At 41.1% G+C, this 25,473-nt stretch carries 24 protein-coding genes; 7 read left to right on the forward strand and 17 right to left on the reverse strand.

What is annotated here, in order from left to right:
• Positions 1-150 precede the first annotated feature (150 nt).
• The 4 genes from ACU6U9_RS14360 to speA are packed head-to-tail and all read right to left on the reverse strand — an operon-like array spanning position 151 to position 5,556.
• On the reverse strand, positions 151-1,509 hold the full coding sequence (locus ACU6U9_RS14360; protein ID WP_446735706.1) for an MATE family efflux transporter: 1,359 nt from the start codon (positions 1,507-1,509) through the stop codon (positions 151-153).
• Positions 1,510-1,527: 18 nt separating this feature from the next.
• The gene (locus ACU6U9_RS14365; protein ID WP_446735707.1) at positions 1,528-2,355 is read right to left on the reverse strand and encodes a 4'-phosphopantetheinyl transferase family protein; all 828 of its coding nucleotides are present in this window, start codon (positions 2,353-2,355) and stop codon (positions 1,528-1,530) included.
• A gap of 20 nt (positions 2,356-2,375) precedes the next feature.
• Positions 2,376-3,584: a saccharopine dehydrogenase C-terminal domain-containing protein gene (locus tag ACU6U9_RS14370; RefSeq protein WP_446735708.1), complete on the reverse strand. Its 1,209-nt coding sequence runs from the start codon at positions 3,582-3,584 to the stop codon at positions 2,376-2,378.
• Positions 3,585-3,603: 19 nt separating this feature from the next.
• Entirely contained in the window at positions 3,604-5,556 is a 1,953-nt protein-coding gene (gene speA, locus ACU6U9_RS14375) for a biosynthetic arginine decarboxylase (RefSeq protein WP_446735709.1), read from the reverse strand.
• Positions 5,557-5,850: 294 nt separating this feature from the next.
• On the opposite strand from speA, the gene ACU6U9_RS14380 reads away from it, so the two are divergent.
• The 4 genes from ACU6U9_RS14380 (at position 5,851) to ACU6U9_RS14395 (ending at position 10,019) form a co-directional block, all read left to right on the forward strand.
• Entirely contained in the window at positions 5,851-7,134 is a 1,284-nt protein-coding gene (locus ACU6U9_RS14380; protein ID WP_446735710.1) for a heparan-alpha-glucosaminide N-acetyltransferase domain-containing protein, read from the forward strand.
• Between the two features lie 25 nt (positions 7,135-7,159).
• Entirely contained in the window at positions 7,160-8,212 is a 1,053-nt protein-coding gene (locus tag ACU6U9_RS14385; RefSeq protein ID WP_446735711.1) for an agmatine deiminase family protein, read from the forward strand.
• 23 nt (positions 8,213-8,235) lie between these two features.
• A complete protein-coding gene (locus tag ACU6U9_RS14390) occupies positions 8,236-9,144 on the forward strand; it encodes a carbon-nitrogen hydrolase (protein WP_446735712.1) in 909 nt (302 codons plus the stop codon).
• A gap of 71 nt (positions 9,145-9,215) precedes the next feature.
• Positions 9,216-10,019, forward strand: a complete 804-nt coding sequence (locus ACU6U9_RS14395; RefSeq protein ID WP_446735713.1) for a siderophore-interacting protein — start codon at positions 9,216-9,218, stop codon at positions 10,017-10,019.
• Between the two features lie 83 nt (positions 10,020-10,102).
• Here the strand turns inward: ACU6U9_RS14395 and ACU6U9_RS14400 are convergent, their stop codons facing one another.
• Positions 10,103-11,224 (reverse strand): DUF418 domain-containing protein, encoded by a 1,122-nt coding sequence (locus ACU6U9_RS14400; protein WP_446735714.1) that lies wholly within the window; start codon positions 11,222-11,224, stop codon positions 10,103-10,105.
• A 423-nt stretch (positions 11,225-11,647) separates the two neighbouring features.
• On the opposite strand from ACU6U9_RS14400, the gene ACU6U9_RS14405 reads away from it, so the two are divergent.
• From ACU6U9_RS14405 to ACU6U9_RS14415, 3 genes are read left to right on the forward strand one after another with little or no spacing between them, the layout of a single operon-like run.
• On the forward strand, positions 11,648-11,950 hold the full coding sequence (locus ACU6U9_RS14405) for a hypothetical protein (protein ID WP_446735715.1): 303 nt from the start codon (positions 11,648-11,650) through the stop codon (positions 11,948-11,950).
• Positions 11,940-12,218, forward strand: a complete 279-nt coding sequence (locus ACU6U9_RS14410) for a hypothetical protein (protein ID WP_446735716.1) — start codon at positions 11,940-11,942, stop codon at positions 12,216-12,218. Before ACU6U9_RS14405 ends, ACU6U9_RS14410 begins: the two co-directional genes overlap by 11 nt.
• A gap of 8 nt (positions 12,219-12,226) precedes the next feature.
• A complete protein-coding gene (locus tag ACU6U9_RS14415) occupies positions 12,227-13,750 on the forward strand; it encodes a PepSY-associated TM helix domain-containing protein (protein WP_446735717.1) in 1,524 nt (507 codons plus the stop codon).
• Between the two features lie 228 nt (positions 13,751-13,978).
• Here the strand turns inward: ACU6U9_RS14415 and ACU6U9_RS14420 are convergent, their stop codons facing one another.
• From ACU6U9_RS14420 to ACU6U9_RS14475, 12 genes are all read right to left on the reverse strand, one after another.
• Positions 13,979-14,386 carry a hypothetical protein gene (locus ACU6U9_RS14420; protein WP_446735718.1) on the reverse strand — a complete coding sequence of 136 codons (408 nt, stop codon included), beginning with the start codon at positions 14,384-14,386 and terminating at the stop codon, positions 13,979-13,981.
• A gap of 150 nt (positions 14,387-14,536) precedes the next feature.
• Positions 14,537-14,992 (reverse strand): hypothetical protein, encoded by a 456-nt coding sequence (locus ACU6U9_RS14425; RefSeq protein ID WP_446735719.1) that lies wholly within the window; start codon positions 14,990-14,992, stop codon positions 14,537-14,539.
• Positions 14,993-15,091: 99 nt separating this feature from the next.
• Positions 15,092-16,915, reverse strand: coding sequence for an ATP-binding protein (locus tag ACU6U9_RS14430; protein ID WP_446735720.1), 1,824 nt, complete (start codon positions 16,913-16,915; stop codon positions 15,092-15,094).
• A complete protein-coding gene (locus ACU6U9_RS14435; RefSeq protein WP_446735721.1) occupies positions 16,912-18,102 on the reverse strand; it encodes an SIR2 family NAD-dependent protein deacylase in 1,191 nt (396 codons plus the stop codon). The genes ACU6U9_RS14430 and ACU6U9_RS14435 overlap by 4 nt, the downstream gene beginning before the upstream one ends.
• A 491-nt stretch (positions 18,103-18,593) precedes the next feature.
• Positions 18,594-18,932: a DUF3325 family protein gene (locus ACU6U9_RS14440; RefSeq protein WP_446735722.1), complete on the reverse strand. Its 339-nt coding sequence runs from the start codon at positions 18,930-18,932 to the stop codon at positions 18,594-18,596.
• Positions 18,929-19,882, reverse strand: coding sequence for a PepSY domain-containing protein (locus tag ACU6U9_RS14445; protein ID WP_446735723.1), 954 nt, complete (start codon positions 19,880-19,882; stop codon positions 18,929-18,931). Before ACU6U9_RS14445 ends, ACU6U9_RS14440 begins: the two co-directional genes overlap by 4 nt.
• Entirely contained in the window at positions 19,833-20,537 is a 705-nt protein-coding gene (locus ACU6U9_RS14450; protein WP_446735724.1) for a PepSY-associated TM helix domain-containing protein, read from the reverse strand. Before ACU6U9_RS14450 ends, ACU6U9_RS14445 begins: the two co-directional genes overlap by 50 nt.
• Positions 20,534-20,827 (reverse strand): DUF3649 domain-containing protein, encoded by a 294-nt coding sequence (locus ACU6U9_RS14455; protein ID WP_446735725.1) that lies wholly within the window; start codon positions 20,825-20,827, stop codon positions 20,534-20,536. Before ACU6U9_RS14455 ends, ACU6U9_RS14450 begins: the two co-directional genes overlap by 4 nt.
• Before the next feature lie 425 nt (positions 20,828-21,252).
• Positions 21,253-21,843: a hypothetical protein gene (locus ACU6U9_RS14460; protein WP_446735726.1), complete on the reverse strand. Its 591-nt coding sequence runs from the start codon at positions 21,841-21,843 to the stop codon at positions 21,253-21,255.
• Between the two features lie 3 nt (positions 21,844-21,846).
• Positions 21,847-23,964 carry a pre-toxin TG domain-containing protein gene (locus tag ACU6U9_RS14465; RefSeq protein WP_446735727.1) on the reverse strand — a complete coding sequence of 706 codons (2,118 nt, stop codon included), beginning with the start codon at positions 23,962-23,964 and terminating at the stop codon, positions 21,847-21,849.
• Positions 23,961-24,239, reverse strand: a complete 279-nt coding sequence (locus tag ACU6U9_RS14470) for a hypothetical protein (protein ID WP_446735728.1) — start codon at positions 24,237-24,239, stop codon at positions 23,961-23,963. The genes ACU6U9_RS14465 and ACU6U9_RS14470 overlap by 4 nt, the downstream gene beginning before the upstream one ends.
• Positions 24,240-24,330: 91 nt before the next feature.
• Entirely contained in the window at positions 24,331-25,413 is a 1,083-nt protein-coding gene (locus tag ACU6U9_RS14475) for a hypothetical protein (RefSeq protein WP_446735729.1), read from the reverse strand.
• Positions 25,414-25,473 lie beyond the last annotated feature (60 nt).

The raw sequence follows: 25,473 nt of genomic DNA on the forward strand, positions 1-25,473 counted from the left end.
CATTTTATTTATCATTTAGTTTAAGATTTTTAATTAGGTTTAAAAAGGGGAGGCAATTTATTTAAATACAAACAATCAAGTCTAATATTAAAGACTTAGTACTAGAGAGGTGACGCTACCGGTAAGTAAGCCGGCAGCGCAGATTAAACATTATCCAACTGATTTTTTAATCAATAATGTCGGTCGGTAATTAATGAAAAAGATTAACGCAAATATAAATGCTAAGGCTTCTGCTACAGGCACTGCGTACAAGAAACCAATACCTGGAAGCATAAAGTTGAGTAACAATGCAAAACTGATGGGTAAAATTAATGAGCGTAACATAGCAATAATACTGGAATGCATCGCCTGCTCTGCCGATGTGAGATACGCACAAATAAGCACATTAAAACCGTTAAACAAAAAGATAGGCCAGATGACATGCAAAAAATTCTGTGCTAATTGTCGAGCCTGATCTGCATCATCTTCAAGGAAAAATCCAACAATTGGACCTTCAAAAACGTGGAGTATAATCACTAACATAATGCTCAAAGTCGCAATCGATATGGCAGCGATCCGCATAAATGCTTTAACCCGATCAATTCGTTGCGCCCCGAAATTATGTCCCAGCAATACATGCATAGCGTCAATGATGCCGTAATACACCATCAAGCTGATATAAATCAGATAATTCACCACGCTGAATGCCGCAATCCCCTCAACGCCACTTTGCCTACTGATAACCCAATGAAAAACCAGAATAACTAAGCCAATTGAAAATTCGTTAATAAACTCAGAAAAGCCGTTAAATGCACTAAAGCCCAATTCTTTAACGTTAAAAATCGGCCAAGATAATTTCAGGTTGTTGCAACCTGAAAAAAAGTAACTTGAGATGTAAACCAACTGAATAATCTGAGCAATTAACGTCGCCCAGGCCGCCCCTTCAATCCCCCAACCCAGCTTACCTATAAAGAGCGCATCAAGCGCAATATTAATAAATGCGCCCAACATCAATGCACGCATACCCAACTCAGGCCTGTTGTCTGCGCGGATAAAGTAGTACATCACCAGACAGGTCAATTGCACGATGGTTACAAAACAAAAAACTTCAAAATAACTTTGCATCAGAGGGTATAGCGAGGGGCTTGCTCCCAATGCGGCAAACAGATACTCACTGAAGATAAGAGACAAAGGTACGGCTAGCACAGCTATCGCCAACACCACAAAGAAAATTTGGCTAAACAGAGAGGAAGCTAAAGCGTATTTTTTTTTGCCGATAGAAATACTCGCCTTAACTGAACCGCCGACAGCAAACATCAGAGCGATGCCAAATAACAATGCAAAGTATGGCATCAACAGATTGACCGCGGCTAATGCATCTGCCCCTATATAATTACCAACAAAAAAGCCATCCACGACACTGGCAGTCGAAATAGCCAGTAAGCTCAATGTAGAAGGAATAACAAAACGAAAAAAAGTGGCCACTACAGGTCCACTATCAGGGGAAGTATCGATTAAATTTTTACTCATAATATCTCAAAAAGAATTTCATAAAGAGTCTCGACTGACGTTTTGACCCGCAGTCTGTCTTAACAGTTCGCACGGTAAGCCCGAAAGCTGGCTGTTCAAACCAGCCCACTCATTAATTGTCACAACAGAGGCGTCAACTGTTTGATCGGTATCTATGGTTAATGCCAAACTGTATTGCGACCCTAAAAAAAATAAGTCAAATAAACCAATAAAACTACTTTTTTCTGCAGGTAAAGATTGAACACAGGAAGGCGATACACTGACGCCCAGTCCACACTCGCCCTCAAAACAAAATTCCAATTTAGAGAGAGGTACTCTTACACCTAAACCATTGGTTTTCAGATAAGACTCTTTTAGGGTCCACAACTGAGCAATGCGCTTAATTCGCTGCTGCTCAGTCAGCGTCATCAGATCAGCCAATTCGGTTTTAGCAAAATAGCGCTTAGCTAGAGCCATGCTAAATACAGGGCGATGAATGCATTCAACATCAACCCCCAGATCCAATCCCTCACTCAACACCACGACAACCAACTCTTCACTGTGCGATAGATTGAAGTGAAGATTTAAATGTGAAAACCCATCAGCCAATCTCGGTTTGCCATAATCATCAACGACAAATACCCACTCATAAGGCAACACACTCGGCACTCGCTTTGACAACTGACTGCGTAACAAAGTCCTAGCTAACAGAAACTGATTAGCCTGTTGTTTGCTCACAAAACGCTTATAGCGCTTTCGTTCTTCTGAACTCAGCCAGCCCAAAACCTGCATCGAAAAACACTTATCATTCAAAAGATCAAGGGACGCATAGTTCAGCTGAACAAAGGGGTTAGGTAATGTCGTCATGCGCATTGCACTTTTGATGATCAAATCAAATCGAAGCCTGGCTCTTCAATCACCTTGAACGGCAAGCCGTGTTTGTTCATATCATCCATGAATGGATCTGGGTCCAGCTGTTCCATATTCCAAACGCCATCCTTTAACCACTTACCTTCTATCATCATCTTCGCACCGATCATAGCTGGCACACCTGTGGTATAAGAAATAGCCTGTGATTGCACTTCGCCGTAACAATCTTGGTGATCCTTGACGTTGTAAACATACACTGTGCGCGCTTTACCATTTTTAATACCGGTAACAACACAGCCGATACAGGTTTTACCTATTGTACGAGGGCCTAATGTGGAGGGTTCAGGCAGCAGTTCTTTTAAAAACTGAAGTGGAACAATTTTATGACCATTGAAATTAACGGGCTCAATACCTGTCATACCCACATTGCCTAGCACCTCTAAGTGTTTAAGGTAACTATCACCAAAGCTCATCCAGAATTGTGCACGCTTAAGCGTAGGATAATGCTTAGTTAACGATTCCAACTCTTCGTGGTACATGCGGTAAATATTGTAAGTACCTACACCATCAGGGCAGGTAAATGCTTGGTTAGTGGACATAGCAGGCGTTGTAATAAACCCACCGTTTTCCCAATGACGACATTCGGCGGTCACTTCACGAATATTAATTTCCGGATTGAAATTAGTCGCAAATGGGTAACCATGATCACCACCGTTAACATCAATGATATCTAAGGTATGTATTTCATCGAAATAATGTTTTGCTGCGTAAGCCGTAAACATATTGGTCGCACCGGGATCAAAACCTGAACCTAACAGCGCCATCAAACCCGCTTGTTTGAATTTATCCTGATATTCCCATTGCCACTTGTACTCAAATTTTGCCGTATCCAGTGGCTCATAATTAGCCGTATCAAGATAGTGTACTTTCATTTCTAAGCAGGCATCCATGATGGTCAGATCCTGATAGGGCAGCGCCACATTGATCACCATAAACGGGTCGTGTTTTTCAAATAGGCGCACAAGTTCAGGGACACTATCAGCATCAACTTGATCCGTTTCAATATCGCGATCGTAGCTGGCCTTAATTTGCTTGGCGATATCATCGCACTTACTTTTAGTACGACTGGCCAATACAATGTTACCAAACACTTCTGGTAACTGAGCACATTTATGGGCAACAACCTGACCAACCCCACCTGCACCAATAATCATTACTTTTTTCATAACAAATCCCTCTAAATTTTTAAAGCAAATGGTCTTTTTCGTAATAGGTGTAGCCTTGCATACTGGCATTGAAAGTATTCATCATCTGCTGGCGTTCGCGAGCACTGATGCGACCCTCATTCACTGCGGCTTCTAATTTATTACGGTAGCGTAATTTCATTTCCCAAGGCTGGTACTCCACATAACCCAAGACGTCTTCAATGGTGTCGCCATGGATTTCTTTCACAAATTCGTACCCTCCTCCATCGTGTAAACGAATACTGGCCACATTGGTATCACCAAACAAATTGTGTAGATCCCCAAGGGTTTCCTGATAAGCACCGACCAGAAATACACCCATATAGTACTCTTCAGATTCTTTTAATGAATGCACGGGTAAGGTGGGGGCATATTCACGTTCAGTGGAAATAAAGCGGTCGATTTTTCCGTCGCAATCACAGGTAATGTCCGCCAATACCGCACGACGATCAGGCGCTTCGTTTAAGCGATGAACCGGCATTACAGGGAACATCTGATCAATGGCCCAGCTATCCGGCAAAGATTGAAACAAACTGAAATTGCCATAATAAATGTCAGCTAGGGATTCATCGAAGCCTTCTAGCTCTTTAGGAATTTGATCCAACTCAGGCAATAAAGATTTAATATCTCGCAGCACTTTTAGAAACAGGTTTTCTGCTTCTGCACGGGTACGTAAGCCTATCTGACCACGCTTAAATAACTCACGCACTTCATCCCGGTAATAGTGGGCATCATTAAAACATTCCTGTATCCGGGCGGGTTTTAAGTATTCAAAGATACCGCGCATATTATCGAGCAACACATGCCCTTCATCACGGGACGTCTTTATCTCGACAGGCTCAAAACGCGCGACATCCAAAATGTTAAACAACAATATGGATGAATACGCGACGGTGGCACGACCCGACTCAGTAACAATAGTAGGATGACTAATACCATAACCGTCGAGCGTCGACATAATGGTTTCGACCAAATCCTCACAGTATTCATCCAAAGAATAATTTCGACTTTGGCTTTCTTGTGAATGCGCCCCGGTATAATCAACGGCCAGCCCACCCCCTAAATCGATAAAATTCATCGCCGCGCCTTCGTGACACAAGTCTGCGTAATAACGACAAGCTTCGTTCACGCCACCACGAATGTCGCGAATATTAGGAATTTGAGAACCCAAGTGACAATGCAACAATTGCAAACAATGCAACATATCACTGTCTCTTAGTACATCGACAACCTGAATAATTTGACTGGCTGATAATCCAAAGACACTACGATCACCGCTGGTTGAATTCCAATGACCGCTAACCTTCGTCGTCATTTTTGCCCGTACACCAATCAAAGGTTCAATGCCTAAAGCTTTGCTGCGCTCAATAATAATCGGCAACTCTGACAGTGCCTCAATCACCACAAAACAACGAGTACCCAACTTTACCGCTTGCAAGGCCAGATCAATAAACTCTTGATCTTTGTAGCCATTGCAAATCAACATCTGATCGCTGCCATTACCTAGCGTTGATAATGCAGCGATCATTTCAGGCTTACTGCCCACCTCAAAACCATAACCATAGCGCTCACCAAACCGAGCGATCTCCTCAACAATTTGCGCTTGCTGATTAACTTTAATAGGAAATACACCACGATACGATCCCTGATAACCGAGTCGCTCTATGACTTTCCCGAACGTATCATTCAAATTACTGATGCTATGATCGATTATATTTTCAATACGCAATAGCGCGGGCATATGCAGGTCGCGATCTCGCAAACCTTCAATAATTTCCATCAAAGACAGCCCCGAAGACGACTCCGAGAGAGAGACTCCCTTCGGGTTTTTGATGACAACTTCACCGCCAGGGTTGATATCAAAATACCCATTCCCCCAGTTTTTTATGCCATAGGTATCTTTAGCACGTTCGATATTCCATTCAGCCTGCTGTTCTATTTTAAAATCTCGCACGACTTAATCCTTACAAACCAGAACCGATAATGATAATGGTTTGTATTTAGATTATCTAGTAATTGAATCGAATTTATTAAACTCTATTTTTTTGGCTCTCTTAATCTGCAAAACAATACTGGTTATAAAACAGACACTTGGTAACAACCCATACACCTTAGATATAAACCAAATGCAATTGATAAGCATTATTATCTATGGAATAATACGCCGCCTTTACTGAGGCACCAGCATGCAACTTTTGATTCGCACACAAACTGACTTAATACATTTTTTTATGGGACGGATGACATCATGAAGGCCTCCTCGACAATAGACAGCCAAGCACTATCTGCTAGTACTTACACTGATGTTGGTACTAGCAGCCCAAGAATCAAAGTACTCGATTTCTACCGCGGGATTTGCGTTACGTTCATGCTAGTGGTGCACTTTTTTTATTTTTACGGTGCTCCAGAATTCACCAAAAGTGTAATCGGCTCATCGTTTGAGCTGCTGACAATCTGGACGGTTGCGACTATCTATTTATCATCGTTGCTTATCCTACTGACGCCAAACGCAACGGGCACCCAACATATAAAGCGCATAGCATTTCTTTTTGTCGCAGGCTATGCATTGATACTAGGCTGCGTACATGGGCTCGAAATCCAGTTCGGAATGACTCATGAAGTGTTGCTCGGCAGTGTCTGCTGCTTCGTATTTCTGATGGGAATTTTTATTACCCTGACAGGAAATAAGAATTTATCACTGCCGATTAAACGTGGCGTGATATTGTTTTTAGCAGGTTATGCACTGAATTTTTTTCGCAGCTCACTACCCATGTGGCTTTCATTGGAATTCGGCATAATCAACCAAGAAGATTTAGGTAACGACAGTCCGATCAGGGAACTATTAGTAGTTGATATTTTACAATTTGCTGGCATCGCTTTTATTATCTGCAGCCTGCTGAGCCATTACCTTCCCAACCCAAAATATTGGCTGCTCATCGCACTCGGAATTGCTTTCGCTTCGCCCTACACCTGGGACATTTATACGGGTAATGTTTTCGCCGATGAAATATTAAAACTGCTCGCAGGTAATATTGCTGAAGGCGCGTTTTTCCCGCAGTTCCCATGGTTAGCCTATGCTATTTCGGGTATGGCATTTGGTCACTGGCTAAAACAAGCCGATGATTTAAATGATTTTTTGAAGAAGTCTGCTTGGTTTAGTCTCGCTGCCACATTAATTGGTGTTGGCATCATTTTTACAAATATCGACTACCACAGCGGAGGTTCAATGCGCGCAGGCCCTGGTGGCGTTATTGCTATCAGTGGTTTCACGGCGCTGACTATTTTCTTATTTAATATCATTGTCGAGAAGGTGCCCCACAATCCGATATTCGGCTTCTGGTACACATGGAGCAAACACATCACCATCATATACGTTGTTCATTGGTTATTGATTGGTTGGGGACTCATGTACTTTGGCTTCCGATCCCTAAGCGGGATAGAGTTTCTAGTGACGTTATTAGTTCTTTATGTACTGACGCATTTTCTATCAATAGGCTGGGTTAAATTTAAAACGAATCAAAAAATACAATAGCGCGACATCATCAGGGGGGGTTGTTATGACTTTTCGTTTACCGCCAGAATGGCACCCTCAAGATGCAATTATGCTCACTTGGCCTAATGCTGATACCGATTGGGCGCCCTATTTAAGTGAAGTAGAACCGGTATATATTGAAATTGCCCACCAAGTATTAAAGCGCCAGTCTTTAGTGGTGATCTGCCATGACGAGCCTTTGCAAAAGCATGTACAGGCGCTGTTAAATACTAGCGACATCAATGCTGGTGATATCGATACACGCCAGCTCTACACCTTTGTCATTTCTTGCAATGATACTTGGGCAAGAGATCATGGCCCCATCACCTTAGTGAATGAACAAAAACAAACTCGGTCATTGGATTTTGTTTTTAATGGTTGGGGCAATAAATACGAATCATCGTTAGATAATGCCATTAATAAACGATTATTGGAGCAGCCTGCAATACACGCTGCATATAAAGCCGTCGATCTAGTACTGGAAGGTGGTGGTATTGAAGTGGATGGCAAAGGCCATTTATTAACGACAGAACAATGTTTATTAAATCAAAACCGCAATTCTGAACTGCTTCGTGAAAAAATTGAGCTTGAACTAAATAAGCGCTTAGGAACCCAAAAAGTGCTGTGGTTAAAGCATGGTTATTTAGCAGGTGATGATACCGATTCCCATATTGATACCTTGGCTCGGTTTGCCCCCAATAACACAATCACCTATGTACAATGTTCAGATGAACGTGACGAACACTTTGATGAATTAAATAAAATGGAGCAAGAGCTTCAAGCGCTGCGCAACCGTGATGGGCTAAGATTTAATTTGATCCCTCTACCAATGCCAATTGCTTGCTTTAATGAGGAAGGCGAGCGCTTGCCGGCCACTTATGCTAATTTTTTAATTATTAATGGCGCGGTACTCTTTCCGACATACCGTCAGAAAGAAACAGATGCATTTGCTTTAGCGCAAATTCATAAAGCATTTCCACAGCACGACATCATTACCGTAGATTGTTTGCCACTCATCCAGCAATTTGGCAGCTTACATTGCATTAGCATGCAATTACCTCAAGGCTTTCTTGCCTAGTTTTTTGCTTAGGTTTTTACAATATGACAAAGACACTTAAAACCGCATTAATTCAACAAAATAAATCGATTGATTTAGACCAAAACTTTTCCGACAGTCTGAATGCTATTCGACAGGCAGCCGAAGCAGGCGCAAAGTTGATTGTTTTACAAGAGCTGCACCGCTCACTGTATTTTTGTCAGCAAGAAGATGTTGATGCTTTCGACTTAGCAGAAACCATTCCGGGCCCTTCTACCGCTACGTTGGGTGAATTAGCAAAATCACTCAATGTTGTGATTGTTGCTTCGCTTTTCGAAAAACGCGCAGCCGGTTTATATCACAATACAGCCGTGGTGCTGGATAGTGATGGCAGTATTGCCGGTAAGTATCGCAAGATGCACATTCCCGATGACCCAGGCTTTTACGAAAAATTTTATTTCACACCGGGAGACATAGGCTTCGAGCCGATTCAAACCAGCGTTGGTAAATTAGGTCTGCTTGTCTGCTGGGATCAATGGTTTCCGGAAGCCGCTCGCTTAATGGCGTTAGCTGGCGCAGAGATATTAATTTATCCAACCGCCATTGGCTGGGATCCCCGCGATGATGAAGCTGAACAACGGCGCCAACTCGATGCTTGGGTAATAAGTCAACGCGCCCACGCTGTGGCTAACGGCTTACCTGTATTAAGTTGCAACCGGGTAGGTCATGAATCTGACCTAGGGCCCAGTGGCGAAATACACAAGGCGGGTCCTGGTATCGATTTTTGGGGACACAGTTTTATTGCAGGGCCACAAGGCGAGTTTTTAGCCGTAGCCAGTAAAGACAAAGAAGAAATTCTTTATGCCGATGTGGATTTAAATCACGGCGAAAATGTGCGCCGTATCTGGCCATTTATGCGTGATCGTCGCATTGATCATTATCAGGACCTTATGAAAATTTATCGTGATGACTGATCACCTTTTATAAATAATATTCAAATCACGTTATATAAATAGTATCCAAAACGAATTAAAGGTTATTAATCATGTCCAGAGATCTGCCTTACCAATTAACTGTCAAGCAAAGCCAACGCATTAGCCCAAACATGCAGCGCATCACCTTACAAGGACAAGATTTAGCAGAATTTAAAACGGACGATGAAGGCAGCTATGTAAAACTTTTGTTTCCGATTAAAAGCAAATGCACTCTGCCTGACTCTGAAGCAGTTAATGCCGATGCTAACGTCATTATGCGAACTTACACCATACGCAAATTCAATCCATACGATTTAACACTTGATATCGATTTTGTATTGCACGGTGAGTTGGGCAAACATTCTGGGCCAGCATCGACTTGGGCTGAACAAACAAAACCCGGTGATAGCATGCAGATGTTTGGGCCTGGCAAAGTCAAAGCCGCGTATCTAGAAGCCGATTGGTTTTTATTCGCTGGTGACATGACAGCGTTACCAGCAATCAGTTGTCAGCTTGAAAATTTGCCTGCAAATGCAACAGGCTATACGGTCATTGAAATCCATTCTGAACAAGATAAACAATCACTGCAAAAACCGGATGGTATCGATATTCTATGGGTGATTAATCCACATCCGGATACAGAAAATACAGTACTGAGCGATGCAGTAAAAGCGTTGCCTTGGTTGTCTGGCACCCCTTCCATCTGGGCTGCCTGTGAATTCAGTAATATGCGTTTATTACGCGCTTACTTTAAAAAAGACAAACAGGTTACCCGTGATCAGCTCTATATCAGCAGTTACTGGAAAATGGGGCAAACAGAAGATAAACACAAAATCATAAAAAAGCAGGATGCCATCACAGAAGGCTCTGTTTAAACTGACAGACGACCACCCTCTTTGGAAAGCCCGCTTTCAAACACTGAAAGCGGTTTTTTTACTTAGCTATATATTACTATCGGCTAGCGACGAAACGGCTGGCGCTGCCAATAATATAAGCTTCTCCATAGCCATTCCACAGGGCCAAACTTAAATTTATCCATCAATATATTACCGATAAATAATTGCAATACCCACACGCTAAGCACCACCAAAACCTGCTGTAAAAAATCCAACTCGAATGCTCTGAAATTTAAAAACAATGGATAAAATAACAACACCGATATCAGTGTTTGCAGTAGGTAATGTGTCAACGCTGCACGACCAATGGCTTGCAGCCTGACTTGTAACCACAAAAGTTTATTCGATTGACTCCATAGAACAATAATCGCAATGTAAGAAAGAGCCTGAAGTATTGAGGCCAGATTATTCAGATCAACGACAACGCCATAAACCTCACTAAGGAATAACGCCAACCCCTGCAAAGCAAGCCCAGATATCAATCCCCAAATTGCCCATTTACGGTAAACCTTGGTAGACGATTTCCCCAAAATATAACCGAGCTTATACAACGCCATGCCGATTAACATATTGGCCAAAGAAAGCGTGAAGTATTTAATGAGCTTTAAATTATCAAAACTTAAATTATCAAAGCTTAAATCCGAATGAGCATCGGCGGTACTGCTGTCATAATAATGTGCGCTTAGTGCAGGCCCTATGTATAAAATGCAAACAATGTATAAAGGAATACTCAAGCTGATAAGCGTCTTAGCGTTAAGCCTTCTTAGTGGATACAACAGAAAGCCAGATAGCGCATACACAAGTAATATATCGCCATACCAGACGAAAAGATGCAGAGCGCCAATGATCATTAACCAGAAGTTGCGGCGGTAAAATACACTGAGAGAGTTTGCACCTTTCTGATCCAATTTTTCTGTCATTAAAATAATACTGGCACCAAACAGGAACGAAAATAGTGTCATCATTTTCTGTGAAAACAGTGCTTGAATCAGCGAATAGGCAGTAAGCATCAGATGACCATATAAAAATGACCCAAGACCATTTTCCATAGAAGGAAAATACTCTCCTAACTGACTGTAAAATTCTATCTGCCCAGTTTCAGAATAAGCAAACAATGTAATATTAATTGCAAAAATACCGAGCAGAGCCACACCACGAATTAAATCTAACTGTACGATCCTCATACGTTTTTTTCATCCTTGTTATTCATCTGAAATTTGTCCTGTTAATTTCACTAACGGGTTTTGATGGCAATTGACAGCCGTGCGATATAAATCCCCGATTACACAGTTGATGCAGCCCTGTTTAAGTCACAAATGAGATTGATAACTATTATTATTTGGTATAGGTGCAATATTGTCAATATGAACCCAACAAATGAGATTGCCGCAGGCAGGCAAGGTAAAGCCTAGCGCTCACTTACAAAGAGTTTATTCCCTTAGAAAATGATTACCTTTTAACTGAAAACAAACAGCCTTTAGGTTTTCGAGCATCACACTGTTTTCGATAGAAATATCTGAATTAGCCCTTGATCATGCGAAATTAAACTTTATGATACGCATTCTCATTATTACCAGTATCTACACTCTTAAGTCAGGATGTTTCTTATGCCAATCAGTGTATTTTTAATCTGGCCTGCATTACATGCAATGTATGGCCTAAAAGAACACAGAAGCAATAAGATTCCGTACAACAGAAGAATTGCAGGTAGGGTTTTATTATTGATATCCGCTTGCTTGATGGGGGTTCCATTGGGCTTTGAACACGGTTTCTTCATTTGGTTATTTGCATTAATGGCGGCCGCCATGACCTTCGTTCAACTCAGAGTATGGCAATCTGGGGCTGTATACCTTGTTACGGCGCTAAGCCTAGCAGGGGTTATCTATCAGGGAATCGACTATGTTCGCTAACATTATTCGCAGTACGGGCAGCCGCAACATTGCCGCGATAGCCGGTAGCTTTTTAGCGACGGTGGCGCTGACCATCTCCATTACCCTGCTTTGGCCATTTGGTAGCCTTGTGGAACAGGTGCTTGCGGGTGGAGTTTTTTTCTTTATTTTTTGGGCCTCAATATTTTATTGGGCCATCCTGGCACAAGATGGCCTAAAGGCATGGACTAGAATCTTTATTTTGTTAGTCCCCGCCCTTGCAATAGATATGATCAGTTTAGCCAGTTGAGAAACACCATGAAACAACACACTCATAAACGCCTCTACGATACACATTCTTGGGTTGGCATCATCTCAGGCATATTGCTTTTTATTGTTACCTTTTCTGGCATACCCGCCCTGTTTGAACACGAACTAGGATACTGGCAATACCCAGCTTTCGGAGAGATTGCTGAAGATAAATCCTTCGACCTTGAGCGCACCATCGCAGAGGCGAATAACATCGGCTTTCAATACGATAAATTAACCATACAACTGCCAGATGAAATTAATAACCACATCATGCTGAGCCATTTTTCTGATGAAAGTGAATTTTATACTCTCTATTTAAAAACAGGTAGCTATGAAGAGGTAGAAACGTCCCCTTCAGCATTAGGTCAAATTCTTACCCATCTGCATACAGACCTTTATTTGCCTCGCCCTTACGGCCGCTATCTTGTTGGTCTTGCAGGCATGGCCATGTTATTAGCGATTATTGCGGGCATTTTAATACATGTTAAATGGCGCAAAGAATTTGTCATGCTGCGCCCTAAACGCAGTTGGCGATTATTATTAACCGACCAACATAAATTACTCGGGCTTTGGTCATTACCATTTACCTTTATTTTGGCGTTTACCGGCACCATTTTAGGTTTGCTCGGTATTATCACCCCTATTCTAGCGCTGGCCGCTTTTGATGGTGACGTGCAAAAAGCAACGGACACCGTGCTAGGGCCAAGGGCTGAAATCATTGGTGAACCGGCACCTGTTTATCCATTAAATGAACTCTTGAGCAAAGCTCAACTTGATCTCACTGACAAAGAAATAAAATCCATTGAGATTGAAGGCGCTGGTGACATAGGCGGCATTATAAAATTTTCAGCCCACCATAAAGTCCATTTAAGTAACATAGAAACTGTCACCTATTCTATCGCCACAGGCGAAACCATTCATGAAGGTACATTTATTGGTAAAGGGCCTTTCCACCGAGTATTCGCCGCTGTCACACCCTTGCATTACGTTTTGTTTGGCAGCATTTGGTTAAAAATTTGTTATGCGTTGGCCGCACTGGGTGCTTGTGGGCTGATAATAACGGGGAACATGTTGTGGTTAGAACGGCGAGGCCATGGCATGGAGCACCCGCTGAGCAAACTCACATTAGGTGCCTGTGGCGGTCTGGTTGTTGCCACATGTGCGGCCTTCCCCGCAAGCCAATTACTGTATGTATTTAACCTTGGTGAAGAACACCATCATTGGGAAGAATGGGTGATTTGGATCACATGGGGCTTAACCCTATTTACTCCATTACTTTGGAATAACGGGTTTCAATTAAGCCACTGGATGCTACGCATCAGTGCCGCATTGCTATTATCAACCTTGGTAGTAGATGGCTTGGTACATGGGCGCTGGTTATGGCTCACCTCCGGTTGGAATTTTTATATCCAAGCTGGGATTATTTTCTTCGCACTACTGTTTATATATTTGGATATAAAAATGCCAAATGAAAAGAAAGAAAAATTAAAAACTAAAGACGTTACAACACAGGTTAAAAAGGCCGCTTAATACACTGCTGCCCCACAAATAAATTTGATCAACTCTCAACCCAACAAACGTCATCCCCGACGCGCGAAGCGCTTTGATCGGGGGTCCACTGCTGCTTTTGTGAAGGGTTTGAGGTTTCATCAGGCATTTTAGGAATTACCATCTGCGCTGGTTACGCTGTTATTCGTAACAAGTAAAGCTTACGGAGGCCCTGCTGACCAAGGGGTTTTGGCTGGGCTTGCTATGTCTTTAATAAAACTCTTCAATAGCCACTTCTATTGCGATTGGTTTGTAAACAGGTGAATTTACGCCTTTAATTTTTCCATTAGAAAATGATGATAATTCAAGTACGGTATACGGTTTATTATATGGGAATAATCCAAAGAGTCTGCCTTTGGCCTTAGATTTTAAGCACCGTAATATTCCCGTTGTCACATCGTATAGTCCAAGCAATTGGTTCCGTTTTTTATCCCAAATTGGTACGGCGATAAATTGAGAGTCATCCGACCAGACAAAAGATGAATTACAATTACTAATTATTGCGCCATCATTTATTTTCAGATAACCAAAAATAGGGCCGCCCTGACATACTTCGTGCTCACATATAAACTCTGCATATAACTCTTTATTGGGCGAGAACACTTTTCCCGAATCCATCCATGGGCTTATACTCAAGCTCTACACCCCCTTAAAACATAACACCCAACTAAGCCGTCAGAACGAAGTTGATTGTTTTGTGCTAGCGTAGCGCTCAAGCACAAACCGAGCAACGCAGTGTAGGCCGGATTGAGTCGTTTGTTAGGAGCTTTACAGGGCATCATTTTTACTCATTAATCGACAAGCTAACTCGCGATCTCCCCACCTAGTTGCAAATGAATCTGATACTACAAACCAGTCATTAGTAGAACTATGAGAACCATGGTTAACACCCATGCAAGAGCATTGGCATTCATGCCCAACTGCGTTCCAGCAGGCTGGCGCACATTTTTCTTGTTCTCGATATGGCTGGATAATGTACAGATTTTCATAACGGACTAAAGTACGCTTAACCAAATCATTAAACCAAGCCTTTGGCGTTTCCCAACATTTATGTTGTGAGTCCCATGAGGGCTTATTCCTATTGGCTCCTTTCAGCCATTGCCGATTATCTTCAGAATAAGGTAAGCGTACAAGCAAAGGCAGCCCTTTTCCTTGGCGATAAATTACAGGAATAGAATTCTGTCTCCATACCTGCTTAAGATTTTGTTCTGTACCTGAATCCATGCAAGCTCTACCTATTACTCATAACACTGCAATTTGCGGCGAGTAAAGCGAGTCCGAGAACATTGCCATGTTAAAGCTTTGCTCGCCCACATTACTAGATCACTCCTCCGCAGCTCCACACCATCGATTTACAATTTCCATTAAGTCAGCTTCCTGGATCGCGTCATTCGACCATCCACTTGCAAATTTAATATCGTTAGAATTGGGTAATTTTTCAGGTGATAGTTCTTGAATTCGAATTCTACTTGGAAGTGCTGCGGCCTCACCAACAAATATAGCTTCTCGTCTTGTAAGAGCTGATAACATTTTGGTTAAACCATTTAAACTATCAGGCAAAAATTTTGATACATGTTCTTGATCACTGGAATTCGACAACCGAAGAACAATCCAAGAGTTACACTGAGAAAGAACTGTACTTTCAACATCCGAAGGCCTTTGAGAAATAAGGCCTAGTCCTAACCCATATTTCCGCCCTTCTTTTGCAATACGCCGAATAGCATCTTGAGCTTCTTTATATTGTGCTTCGCCATGATTAGGAACATAACGATGCGCTTCTTCACAGACAAATAGTATTGGATCTTTCTCTCGCTCATCCCTTGTTTGCCAGAGTTTATATTGAAACAGAAGGCGAGATATTAATGCTGTCAACGGTCCAGCTACTTCGTTTGGGAGACCTGATATATCGATAATACGAATATCTTTCCCATCCGCTTCACCTACAAATTGTGACAATATTTCCTGTAGCTTAGGCGAAGCCTCCTCTGTATATTCTTTCAATAAAAAACTAAGCTGAGGGTTAGAACGAAGGACTTTGAGTTTTTTAAGTATATTATCAACTTTATCTCGGCCTGAAGATGCAGCTAAATTATCCTGTTTCCCCGCCTTACGGCCTTGAACCTTATCTATATGCTTTACAAACTGTGTCAACTTAAACGGAACTGGCTTGTCTCTATCAAAATTCAAAACCTGCTCTTCAGTTTTATCGGCGTTGAGTACTGCTTCATCACCTCCATTTGGGTCTGCTCCGACATCCTGAATATATCCGGCTTCAAGCAATCTAGCGTACGTGATTGCCTCGTAAACAATATTGTTTTGAGATGTAGCTTCGTGTTCAGTCTTACCAATAATCAATGATCTCAACTCATCACTAGACATCAGCCAATAAGGCAATTTTAAAAGCTCTACTTCATCATCGGCTACAGAGGCATCATTGTATGCTCGGTATACTTTTGCCCTATCACCAAAAGCACTAGCATATTCGCCATGCGGGTCAATCATGACAATTCTTGGCTTTAACATTGTCTCTTCAGGACTATGATCTAAAACAGAATGCAAAATTGAAGCTACTGTTCCCGACTTCCCTGAACCAGTAGATCCTAATATTGCAAAATGATGGCCGAAAAGTTTATCAATATTTGCCCTACATACTGCATTGTTACCGCCTATGTAATTACCAATAGGAACCATAGGGCTAACAGCTTCATCCTGAGCATTCGATTCTGCCGCTTTATAAACAGCTTCTAATTCATCATTCAGACAGATATAAGCGCCCTGCAGTGGCAAAGGATACGTTTCAACACCGCGAGAAAATTCAAGGCGAGAATTTTTATTAGACCATACTCCTTGACCAAACAAGTCTGCTTCTAAAATACGGGCATCATCCGCGGCATTGATTGGCCGACTACTATCATCAGCTATCAATTCAGATCTCATCTTAAGCGACCGTACAAAAGCAAATAGTAGCCTTCTACCAAAATGTACTTTAATAATGCTGCCCATTTGTCCCACCGGGTAAACCTGCCCATCAACGGCACGAATTAGCTCATTAACATTATCGTCTATTTCTATACGTAAATTATTGCCAGACACCTCAATAATTTTACCTATTTTTAACTCTTTCCTTGCTTGAAATATATTACTCATGCTACATCCCCTGTTTTGATGAACTGAGTTAGCCCATCAAAACGCCACCATGTATACGTACTAGCATCAGATTCAGCTAAAGGTGTTATTGAATTATGGTAAATTCCCGATTCACCAGCTACATACACTCTAGAACCAATTTTAGGACAAGAAAGCCACGCATCTAATGTTTTGTTAATAACAACCCCCTCTTTCGGGGCTTCTTGAATGAAAGCAATAACTGTCGTTTGGTTAGACTCACTTCTTAACGCGCATTCTATTTCGGAATTAATATGATCATCCCCAAAACTGTAACCACAAGTGATTAATGTATTTTGCTGACCATTCATTAGGGTTTTTCTTAATCCCAAAAATAAGCTGGCAAATGGGTCTTTCTGCGTTTCTACGTATTTTGTTGCCTGAGGGTAAATCATGATATTCGCAGGGTTTGACAGATATTTAGTTCCATACCGCGCACGTACAAGCCCTAAATCATCATCTCTGTGCCAATCTATCGAACCATGTAATTTATATAGATGATAGGTGTTTGAATCTATAGCGGTATTTGAAAATTCTTTCTCAGCATTCCAAAAACCAACCGCGCCTCCTGAGAAGCCATCGCATACAACTTTTTTGTGTAGAGCCAAAGCATCTTCGAGTAGAGTGTCATAATTAGTAGTAAAAAATGTTGTTTTTGAGCGTCGTTCTAGATTTGACTGGTTAATCAATAATGCCTCTATAAATTCAAGATGAGGTTCTATTTCAACAATAGGGTTTGCAGAAGTGCCAATATCTTCTTCTATTCCGCGCTCAGCATTAGCACCAACATATCCATACCTGACAATACCCCCAATGGCCTTAATGATCTCTAGATATAGCTGTTTTAACTCATCAGATGTATAACTACTAGCACCAAGATATGCGGTTTTTTCTTTTGATCGTTCCGCAATGGCGAGAAGATCACCTAAATGGCTCAAGTAATGTTCAACGTGGCAGTCGTCGGTTAAGTCCTCTTTTAAAGAAGCCAAAATATCATTTTCTTTAGCACCGGAATCTTCTTGGATGATTTCCTCAACGCGATTGGTTAATGGATACATCAAAGGTATTTTTGAACCGTAGCTTATTCCAGCCCCAAAAAGCCAATTCTGTCTGCTTTGCGAGCTTAAAAGCTGCTTTAAGTTTTCCAATCTATTGTCAAATTCTTCCATAAGTTTCTCTTTATTATTTTCGCTATCGAATACTCGTTTTTACATACCTTAAACAGCACTAAAAACCCAAAATAACGTTTATTAAACAATGCTCTATAAGTTTTTAGCTGATGATCCTGCCTATAAAAACGCGCGTGCAGCTTCAAATCAAAATAACGGGATGTCGTTATTTTCGTTGTTGTTTTTATAAACAGTTGATTCTGCATGATTATGTTTTTCAGAGCCAGCAATAACGAGCCAAATTCTTGTACAAAAATAAGCCAGACAGCTAAAAGGAAGCTCACCCCATTGAATCAACTGAAATTCAACGCTTCTCATGGGGTTTTAAGAGGTGTCGCCAACGCGGGGGGGAATCCTTAAGTTTGATGTCAAAACCCTCAGACCCTTCAAAAAGAGAAGTGGATCCCCGATCTAAGCGCTTCGCGCGTCGGGATGACGGTTTCGCTTAAAAATCAATCGGGTTTTATTTATGGAGCAGCAATGTGCAACCCCTAATGTATTGGGATTAAGAGCACACTGGTTAGCGCGACCAAAACCAAAATGATTTTATTGATTCTATTCGTTAAGTAACTCAATAACAGAGTTTGTATCAATGATGCTACGGTAAATAGTGCCGCTAAATACACAAGGCCTAGGTCTGCACCGTAATGGTTGAATAACAATATAAAACTCAATATAAGGCATACAAATCCGCCTACACGAGATAGTTTTGTGCCAATGCGGTGAGGCATGCTTGTTTCATCGACAATACAAACATAATGCCTTTTTATTGAAAGGCTGAATAGAATACAGCTCATCAATACCCAAAGCGACGCTATATACAGACTCATGCCGTTGCCCTTGTGTTTGACTGAGTTTCTATCTGTGTCTGTGTCTGTGTCTGTGTCTGTGTTTTTTTGATTAAATATCGGGCGGCATAAGCAAACATCAAACCAAATAGTATCATCGTCAAATCAAACCCAACCATCACCCAGTCACCTTGCAATGCAGCTATGACTAAATTTTTATCAGATGTAACGGCATTTAAAATGGGCAGTGATAAATAAAGAGCAGACCCCAATAAAAGCTGTTTGATCCAAAGCGACTGAATAGTCATTTTTTTTGCCAAAAAAAATGGGCTGATCAGCATTATGAGCCAAGCAATAAATAAACTATTTATTTCCCAGCTTGCACGGTTTGCCATATCAAACGGTATTATTCGATTAGCCCAAAAATACACGGCAATCGCAATGGGTAAACCAACAATAATGCCAATATTGGAATATTCAACTAACGCCAAACCGGAGTCTTGTGTGCCTATTCGCTGGGCTTTCTCTCTTCGTTTGACTGCCCATAACATCATGCCTGTGGCAATCATCCCTACACCCATTAAGCCTGATATGAAATATAGCCATCGTAATAGGACGCCAGCAAAATTACCTTCGTGTAGCGCCGTTAATACATCGTATAGATTTTTACTGGCTGATTGTGAGTGAGGTGTTGTCGTCGAGTCGAACAATAGCTCACCTGTGCTGCCGTGATAAATGAGTTCTTTTCCTTCGCTAATACCAGAGTATTCATGGTGTTTCACTTGTACATGCGCGCCAGCTGTTCCTCTGCCCTCTAGCCCAATTTCATATAGTGTATTTGTCCCCCAGCGAGATTCAATATCAGGCATAAGGCTTAGCATTGATAGGGTATTGGCAGGTTCATGATTGTGTTCAGGGTGACCCGGCTTTTCGAATACAGATTCAACAAAACTGTTCGTATTTTTCTTTATCGGTACCGTAAGAACCAGCAATCACGCCAGGCATGGATGAGAACATTAAAAAAACTAAGCCACTGTAGGTAATCATCAAATGAAACGGTATGGGTAAGACACTGAAGACATTGTGCATATCTAACCAAGAGCGCTGCTTTTTATTAGGGCGAAAGGTAAAAAATTCTTTAAATATTTTTTTATGCACAATAACCCCTGTGATAAGGGCAATGAACATAAACATTGCGCACAAACTGATGATCCAATATGCAAGGTTTTTGGGGAGATAATGCAACTCATAATGCATGGCATACAGGGCTTTACCACCGCCAGTTTCACGGGTCGTGACTGGTTGCCCTGTTTGCAAATCAAGTATATTACTTTTCCATTTCCCACCTTGCTCATCAGACTCTTGCCACCAAGTAACGGTGGAATACGAACGTGCAGTAGGAAACACTACCCACCAAGACTGTGCATCCGGGGCGACCGTATTTAAATGTTGCTCCGCCATTTTCACTATGCTGCGTTGATCGATTTTCTCGTTAACAACGGGCCTTTCTGGCTGCATCCAGTGAGTAATTTCATTTTCGAAATACCCCGCTGTGCCTGTGATGAAGATAAAATAAAGAAGTGAACTTAATAGCAAGCCTGACCATGTATGCAGCCAGTTCATGGATTGACGAAATGTTCCGTTCACAGAAGACGCTCCGGCATGGCTAAATACAAACCGACAGCACTAATAGCACAAGCAAATAAAAGCCCCAGCCATGCTTTGCTTGCTGTTTTTGTACTGAAAACCCAGATAATGACAATGCTATAAAACAAAAAACTTAACTGCAGCGACAATAAAACACTGTCTACAGTTGCCATTGGCAGCAAATATGAAATGAAAATAGCAAGTATATTACTTAGAGCATAACCACCAATAATGGCGGCCATAGAACGGGAAAGTACATCTAAACTCGTTTGTGATTTTACATTACGCATTTTTTAACAATCTTCTAATGAATGTCATCGTAAAGCTCCGCACTCATAATTAAGTAGAGATACATTGAGGGATAAGCGAATAATATCAGCGTAATACAGTTTTTTGTTAAGCATAATCATAAAAATAAAATTGTCCAATCCGAATAAATTTAGAATCTATTTTTTAAATTTAATTAACTTAAAGCAGCGTGCTATTTATGAATCACACCTAGTTTTCTAAACATCCTGCATCTTCACAAAATAGTTCTTTTTATATTCCATTGGCGATACGTCATGATTACTACCGTGACGACGAGCTGTTTACCTTATGAATTTAGGTAGCCGCTCAATTTTAACCTGACAGACACCCTTGAAAAATAGGTAACTGTCTGGTCAAGCCTAACGACTACACTCTAGCATTGAAGTTTTCGCTACACTTAGAGCGCTCATTTTTCCTTTTGGTATAAACTGATATTTGGCCATATCCTTTTATTTATATGCGAAATGATTGGCCTCAATTGCTCAATCAGTGGCTTGCAAATCTTTGGATAGTCAAACCAAATAAACTCACCCAATGAGCAGCACAACCACTCTTCAAGAGTCATATCATTGGAATTCAAAGGACTCGGTATCAAAGCTTCCTGGCATTGTTGAATTATATCACTATAGGATTCGGGTATAGCACCTGGGTAGATGAACAGCGGTTCACCTACATTGATATAAGTGTTAAGCACGGGGAGCAACTCCTTATCAAAGTACCTTGTATACCAAGCAGTTTCATCAGGATCATTTTCTCTCATTTCTAACCCATACGAAATAATATACTCACATACAATCCTATTGGGGTTAACAGCTATAATGACTGGCTGTTCAAAGTAGCCGCCACCATTAATAATGAGCTGACTCTCGTCACAATTAAAATTATCCCCCCATGAATTACCGTCTTCGATTCTTTCAAGTGGCCGATAGATCGGCCACTCTCCTAGGTTTGCGACTTGATCGTAATTAATTCGATCTAAATATTTTTCATGATTCATAGTCTATTTACAGTGCTTTTTATCTTTGTATAATTTTTTTGCGGCATTGGGTATCTTATCATTTGTGCCTCTGGGGTGGCCATGAATAGTACCACCTGCACCATTATCTCCGCTTGTATACTCAGCTCGCATCCAATATGTGGGTTTTCCAGCAGCATAGCCCACTATTTGATCTGAACAATGGTAGGCATGAATTGTTGAATTACTTTTTTTAACTTTATAGCCATTATCTAGCGCCTCTCTTTCTAATTTAAATGTAGTAAGGGAATCTTTAGGCCAGTACTGCCCCACTTTATCACCTGTAGAGCTTTTACGGATGGCATCGCTGTTGCTTATTGCTTTGTAGTGCTTGTTATCATACGTGGTATGCGGTGCCTTTTGTGACCAGACAAATTGCTTCCCCCAAGGTTGGTCTAGAATTTCAGCAGTAATTTCACCTAGTGCACAGGGTTCGTCAGCATAGGCCATGGGGACTAAAGACGTTGCGAACGTCATCGCAAGAGCTTGGACCCAATTGCCACTAGACGGTACTGCGACTGTTGCACGACAAGGATTGGTTACGAATTTGCTCATATCCTCATCAGATCGACGCAAAGAATCCACTAAGTTATCAGCCTGCTCACCTGCTCTACCACCACGCTGTGATAATACCTGTAAGGCTTTGCCGACCTTGACCGTTACTTTCGCTGTTCCAGACACAATTGCAGGGGCAAATATAGCTCCTAACATAATGGCTCGCTCGGTATCTGAAACCTCTTCACCCGTAATTGGATTAATGCCCGTAGCAATAGATGTAACATCCTTAATAAAAGAAATGCCGGGTACAAAGTCCAAGACGCTGTCTAACACCGTAAGTGAATTTTCAAGAAACTCATCCCCTGATTGATCATCTCCTTGGGCATATGCTTCGTCTGCCATCAGGATACCAATTTCACTAAGATCATGCGCATGCTTAACCTGCTCAGAAGTGGAGCTTTCAACATGCTCACGTATTGACTCGTGATAATTGATAGCATCAACTAAATCATCGTACTTGGGGTGAGATTTAGACATTTGAATTTCAGCGCCATTAGGCAAAACCGGTGCTTCTAAATCATTCGGGGTTTGAACTAATTCCGAATAATCGATATCAAGATCTTCTACCGCTTGTGAAATACCCAAGTCATTAATAACCGAATCAACTATTTGATTGTGTCGGTCTAGTGTCTGACTTATTTCACTTTTTGCTGCCACTATATTTTGATCGATAGTTGATCGGTTTGATTGCAGTTGACCTGTGTAGTTGTCGATTTGAGAAACTAAATTCGCAGTATCATTTTCTAATTGTGCTAATTCATCTTCCAGTTGATCTTGAGTATTCTCCTGGACGTTAACGGCAGTTGCTTGGCGATCGGCCTCGGCTTTAGCATTACTGGCTTCTTGCTTAGCTTGCTGTCGTTCGTTTACGGCGTTATTTCGATTTGTAATTGCAGTATTTAAACTGGAAAGCGCACGATCCCGCTTCAACTCAACAGAAGCTAACGAAGATTTAGCGGTTGAATGATTCGAATTCTGTCTTGATAGTTCACTATTAGCTCTTTCGATGTCAGACGATACTCCAGAATTAATTGTGTTTTGTTTACTGATATCAGTATTGATTCTCGCTAATGTTTTCTTTTGATTGCTAGTGGCTTCTTTGTCGCCTGTAGATGTACCGCTATACGAAATGTAGGACGTAGACCCTTGTGAACCAGATGACATCGTTAAATGGTAGTTTGTTCTATATTCAAAAGAATATGAGCCATAGTCAACCGTTACAACAGCACAGGCAGTGGCAGCACAATTATCACCGCTATATATGTCTATAGATGTTGCTCTTTCTGCCCCGACTAGCTGGGCACTGTAGTAAGTATTTAGCTCTGATAAAAGGTCGCTCTCTGAATATTTAGAGCCATCCAGATAAATATTATCAGTGCCTTGGTCAATGGTCGTGTCGAAAACAAGATCATTATTGATAAAGCGCATCTCACTCAGTCCATCATAGGAGTCAGACATCGTGTTGGCAGGTATAGCAATAAAGCCAATTAAATAGGCAAAAATTGTAAATACAGAGATGGCTTTTTTAAATTTATTAAATATCATTTTAAGCAACTCCCTTTGAATGCAATAAATGCATTCTCGTGGGAAGTATTCGCTTCAATGCTATCAATAATTGTATTTGCAGTTTCAATACAGGTATTAGTCATCCTATCCTGATATCGATATAAATAGGCTTCGGTATAGGCAATCCTTCTTTGATGGTGGTAGTCTCGATTCAATAAGTCTTCGTTGATATTAACCAAATCACTTTCAACACTTGAAGTGTGGTCGGTAATAAATGCCTGTATTTCTGATTTGGTTGCCTCGCTTATCTTCATGGATGCAAGATTATTGGATATATTCTTGGATGTTTGTAAGGTGCTAGTAGCGCCTCTTCGCGCATGCATTGGCGCATAGAATGTACGATAATCAGTATTGTATGCGTTTTTTTTGATTGGTTAATAACGAGCGAATTTTACTATATGCAACCTCATCATTTAGAGAGTAGGCTACTGAATTGATAATGTTACTGGCATCCTGAATATTGGCGGCAAGCAGACTTTCTTCAATAAGACGGGACCATGCAAGAATGGTAAAATCAATCATGTATAAACGCTTATACTCTCGTTTATAAATACTAGACTGAATCCCACTTGCTTCAATATACAAGCCAGTTAAGCTTTTATCTACTTCAATTAATTCATCCCGAATCGAGTCTTGATCATTTAAACTGAGGTAGCCCATACCCTTTTTATATGGTAATTCGCGGGTAAATTCATATGTGGCTTTAACTTTGTTAAGTAAATCACTAACCAATATCTGAACAACATCTTCTTCTGATTTGACAGATGCTTGCGTAGGTACTGAATCAGTGAATATGACTACCTTGTTATGCTCTACCTTGTAGGTTTCCGACGAGGTAATATTGCTAAAACTGGGTTTATAAGTCAGCGCTGTAGCATGAAATGTGTTTAGCCAACTTTCATGTTTCGATAGCGCTTGTTGATTTCGGTCAATGGTGTCGTTAAATGCATTTGAGGCAATAGCCACCTTTGACTGAATAATGTTTAGGTCAGCGTAAAGCTCAGTAAGCGCATTAATTTTAATATTTTCAGCATCAATATCCTTTCGAAGTTCATAGTTTTGTTCCAAAAGTATTTCTAATTGAGCTGTTAATTGGGCCTTTCTTGCAATTTGAGCATCGCGTTCCGATCTAAAAGCGCTAGCTTGCTTTAGATACTGAGCGGCCTGCTTATCATAGGACGATGTTTTGATATTTATGGATGAGATATCAGACCGAACCGATGAGATATTTTTGTTAGCTTTTGAAATTTCGCTTCGTACACGTCTAATTTCGCTATTAACATCGCGGAGTGTTGATTTCAGGCTAGATGTAGCGCTCTTCGCACTGCGAAGAGTAGTTTTTGCACTTGTAATGTCACTAGAAATACCAGCGAAAACACTAAAAGAAAGCATTAACGTTATGGGAATAAATAATTTATACCAGTTCATGATTTGCCTATAATATGAAATAAATGATATAAGGGAGGAGCCTCCCTTCAGGTTTCTATT

The sequence above is a fragment of the Pseudomonas sp. HK3 genome, from assembly GCF_052920985.1.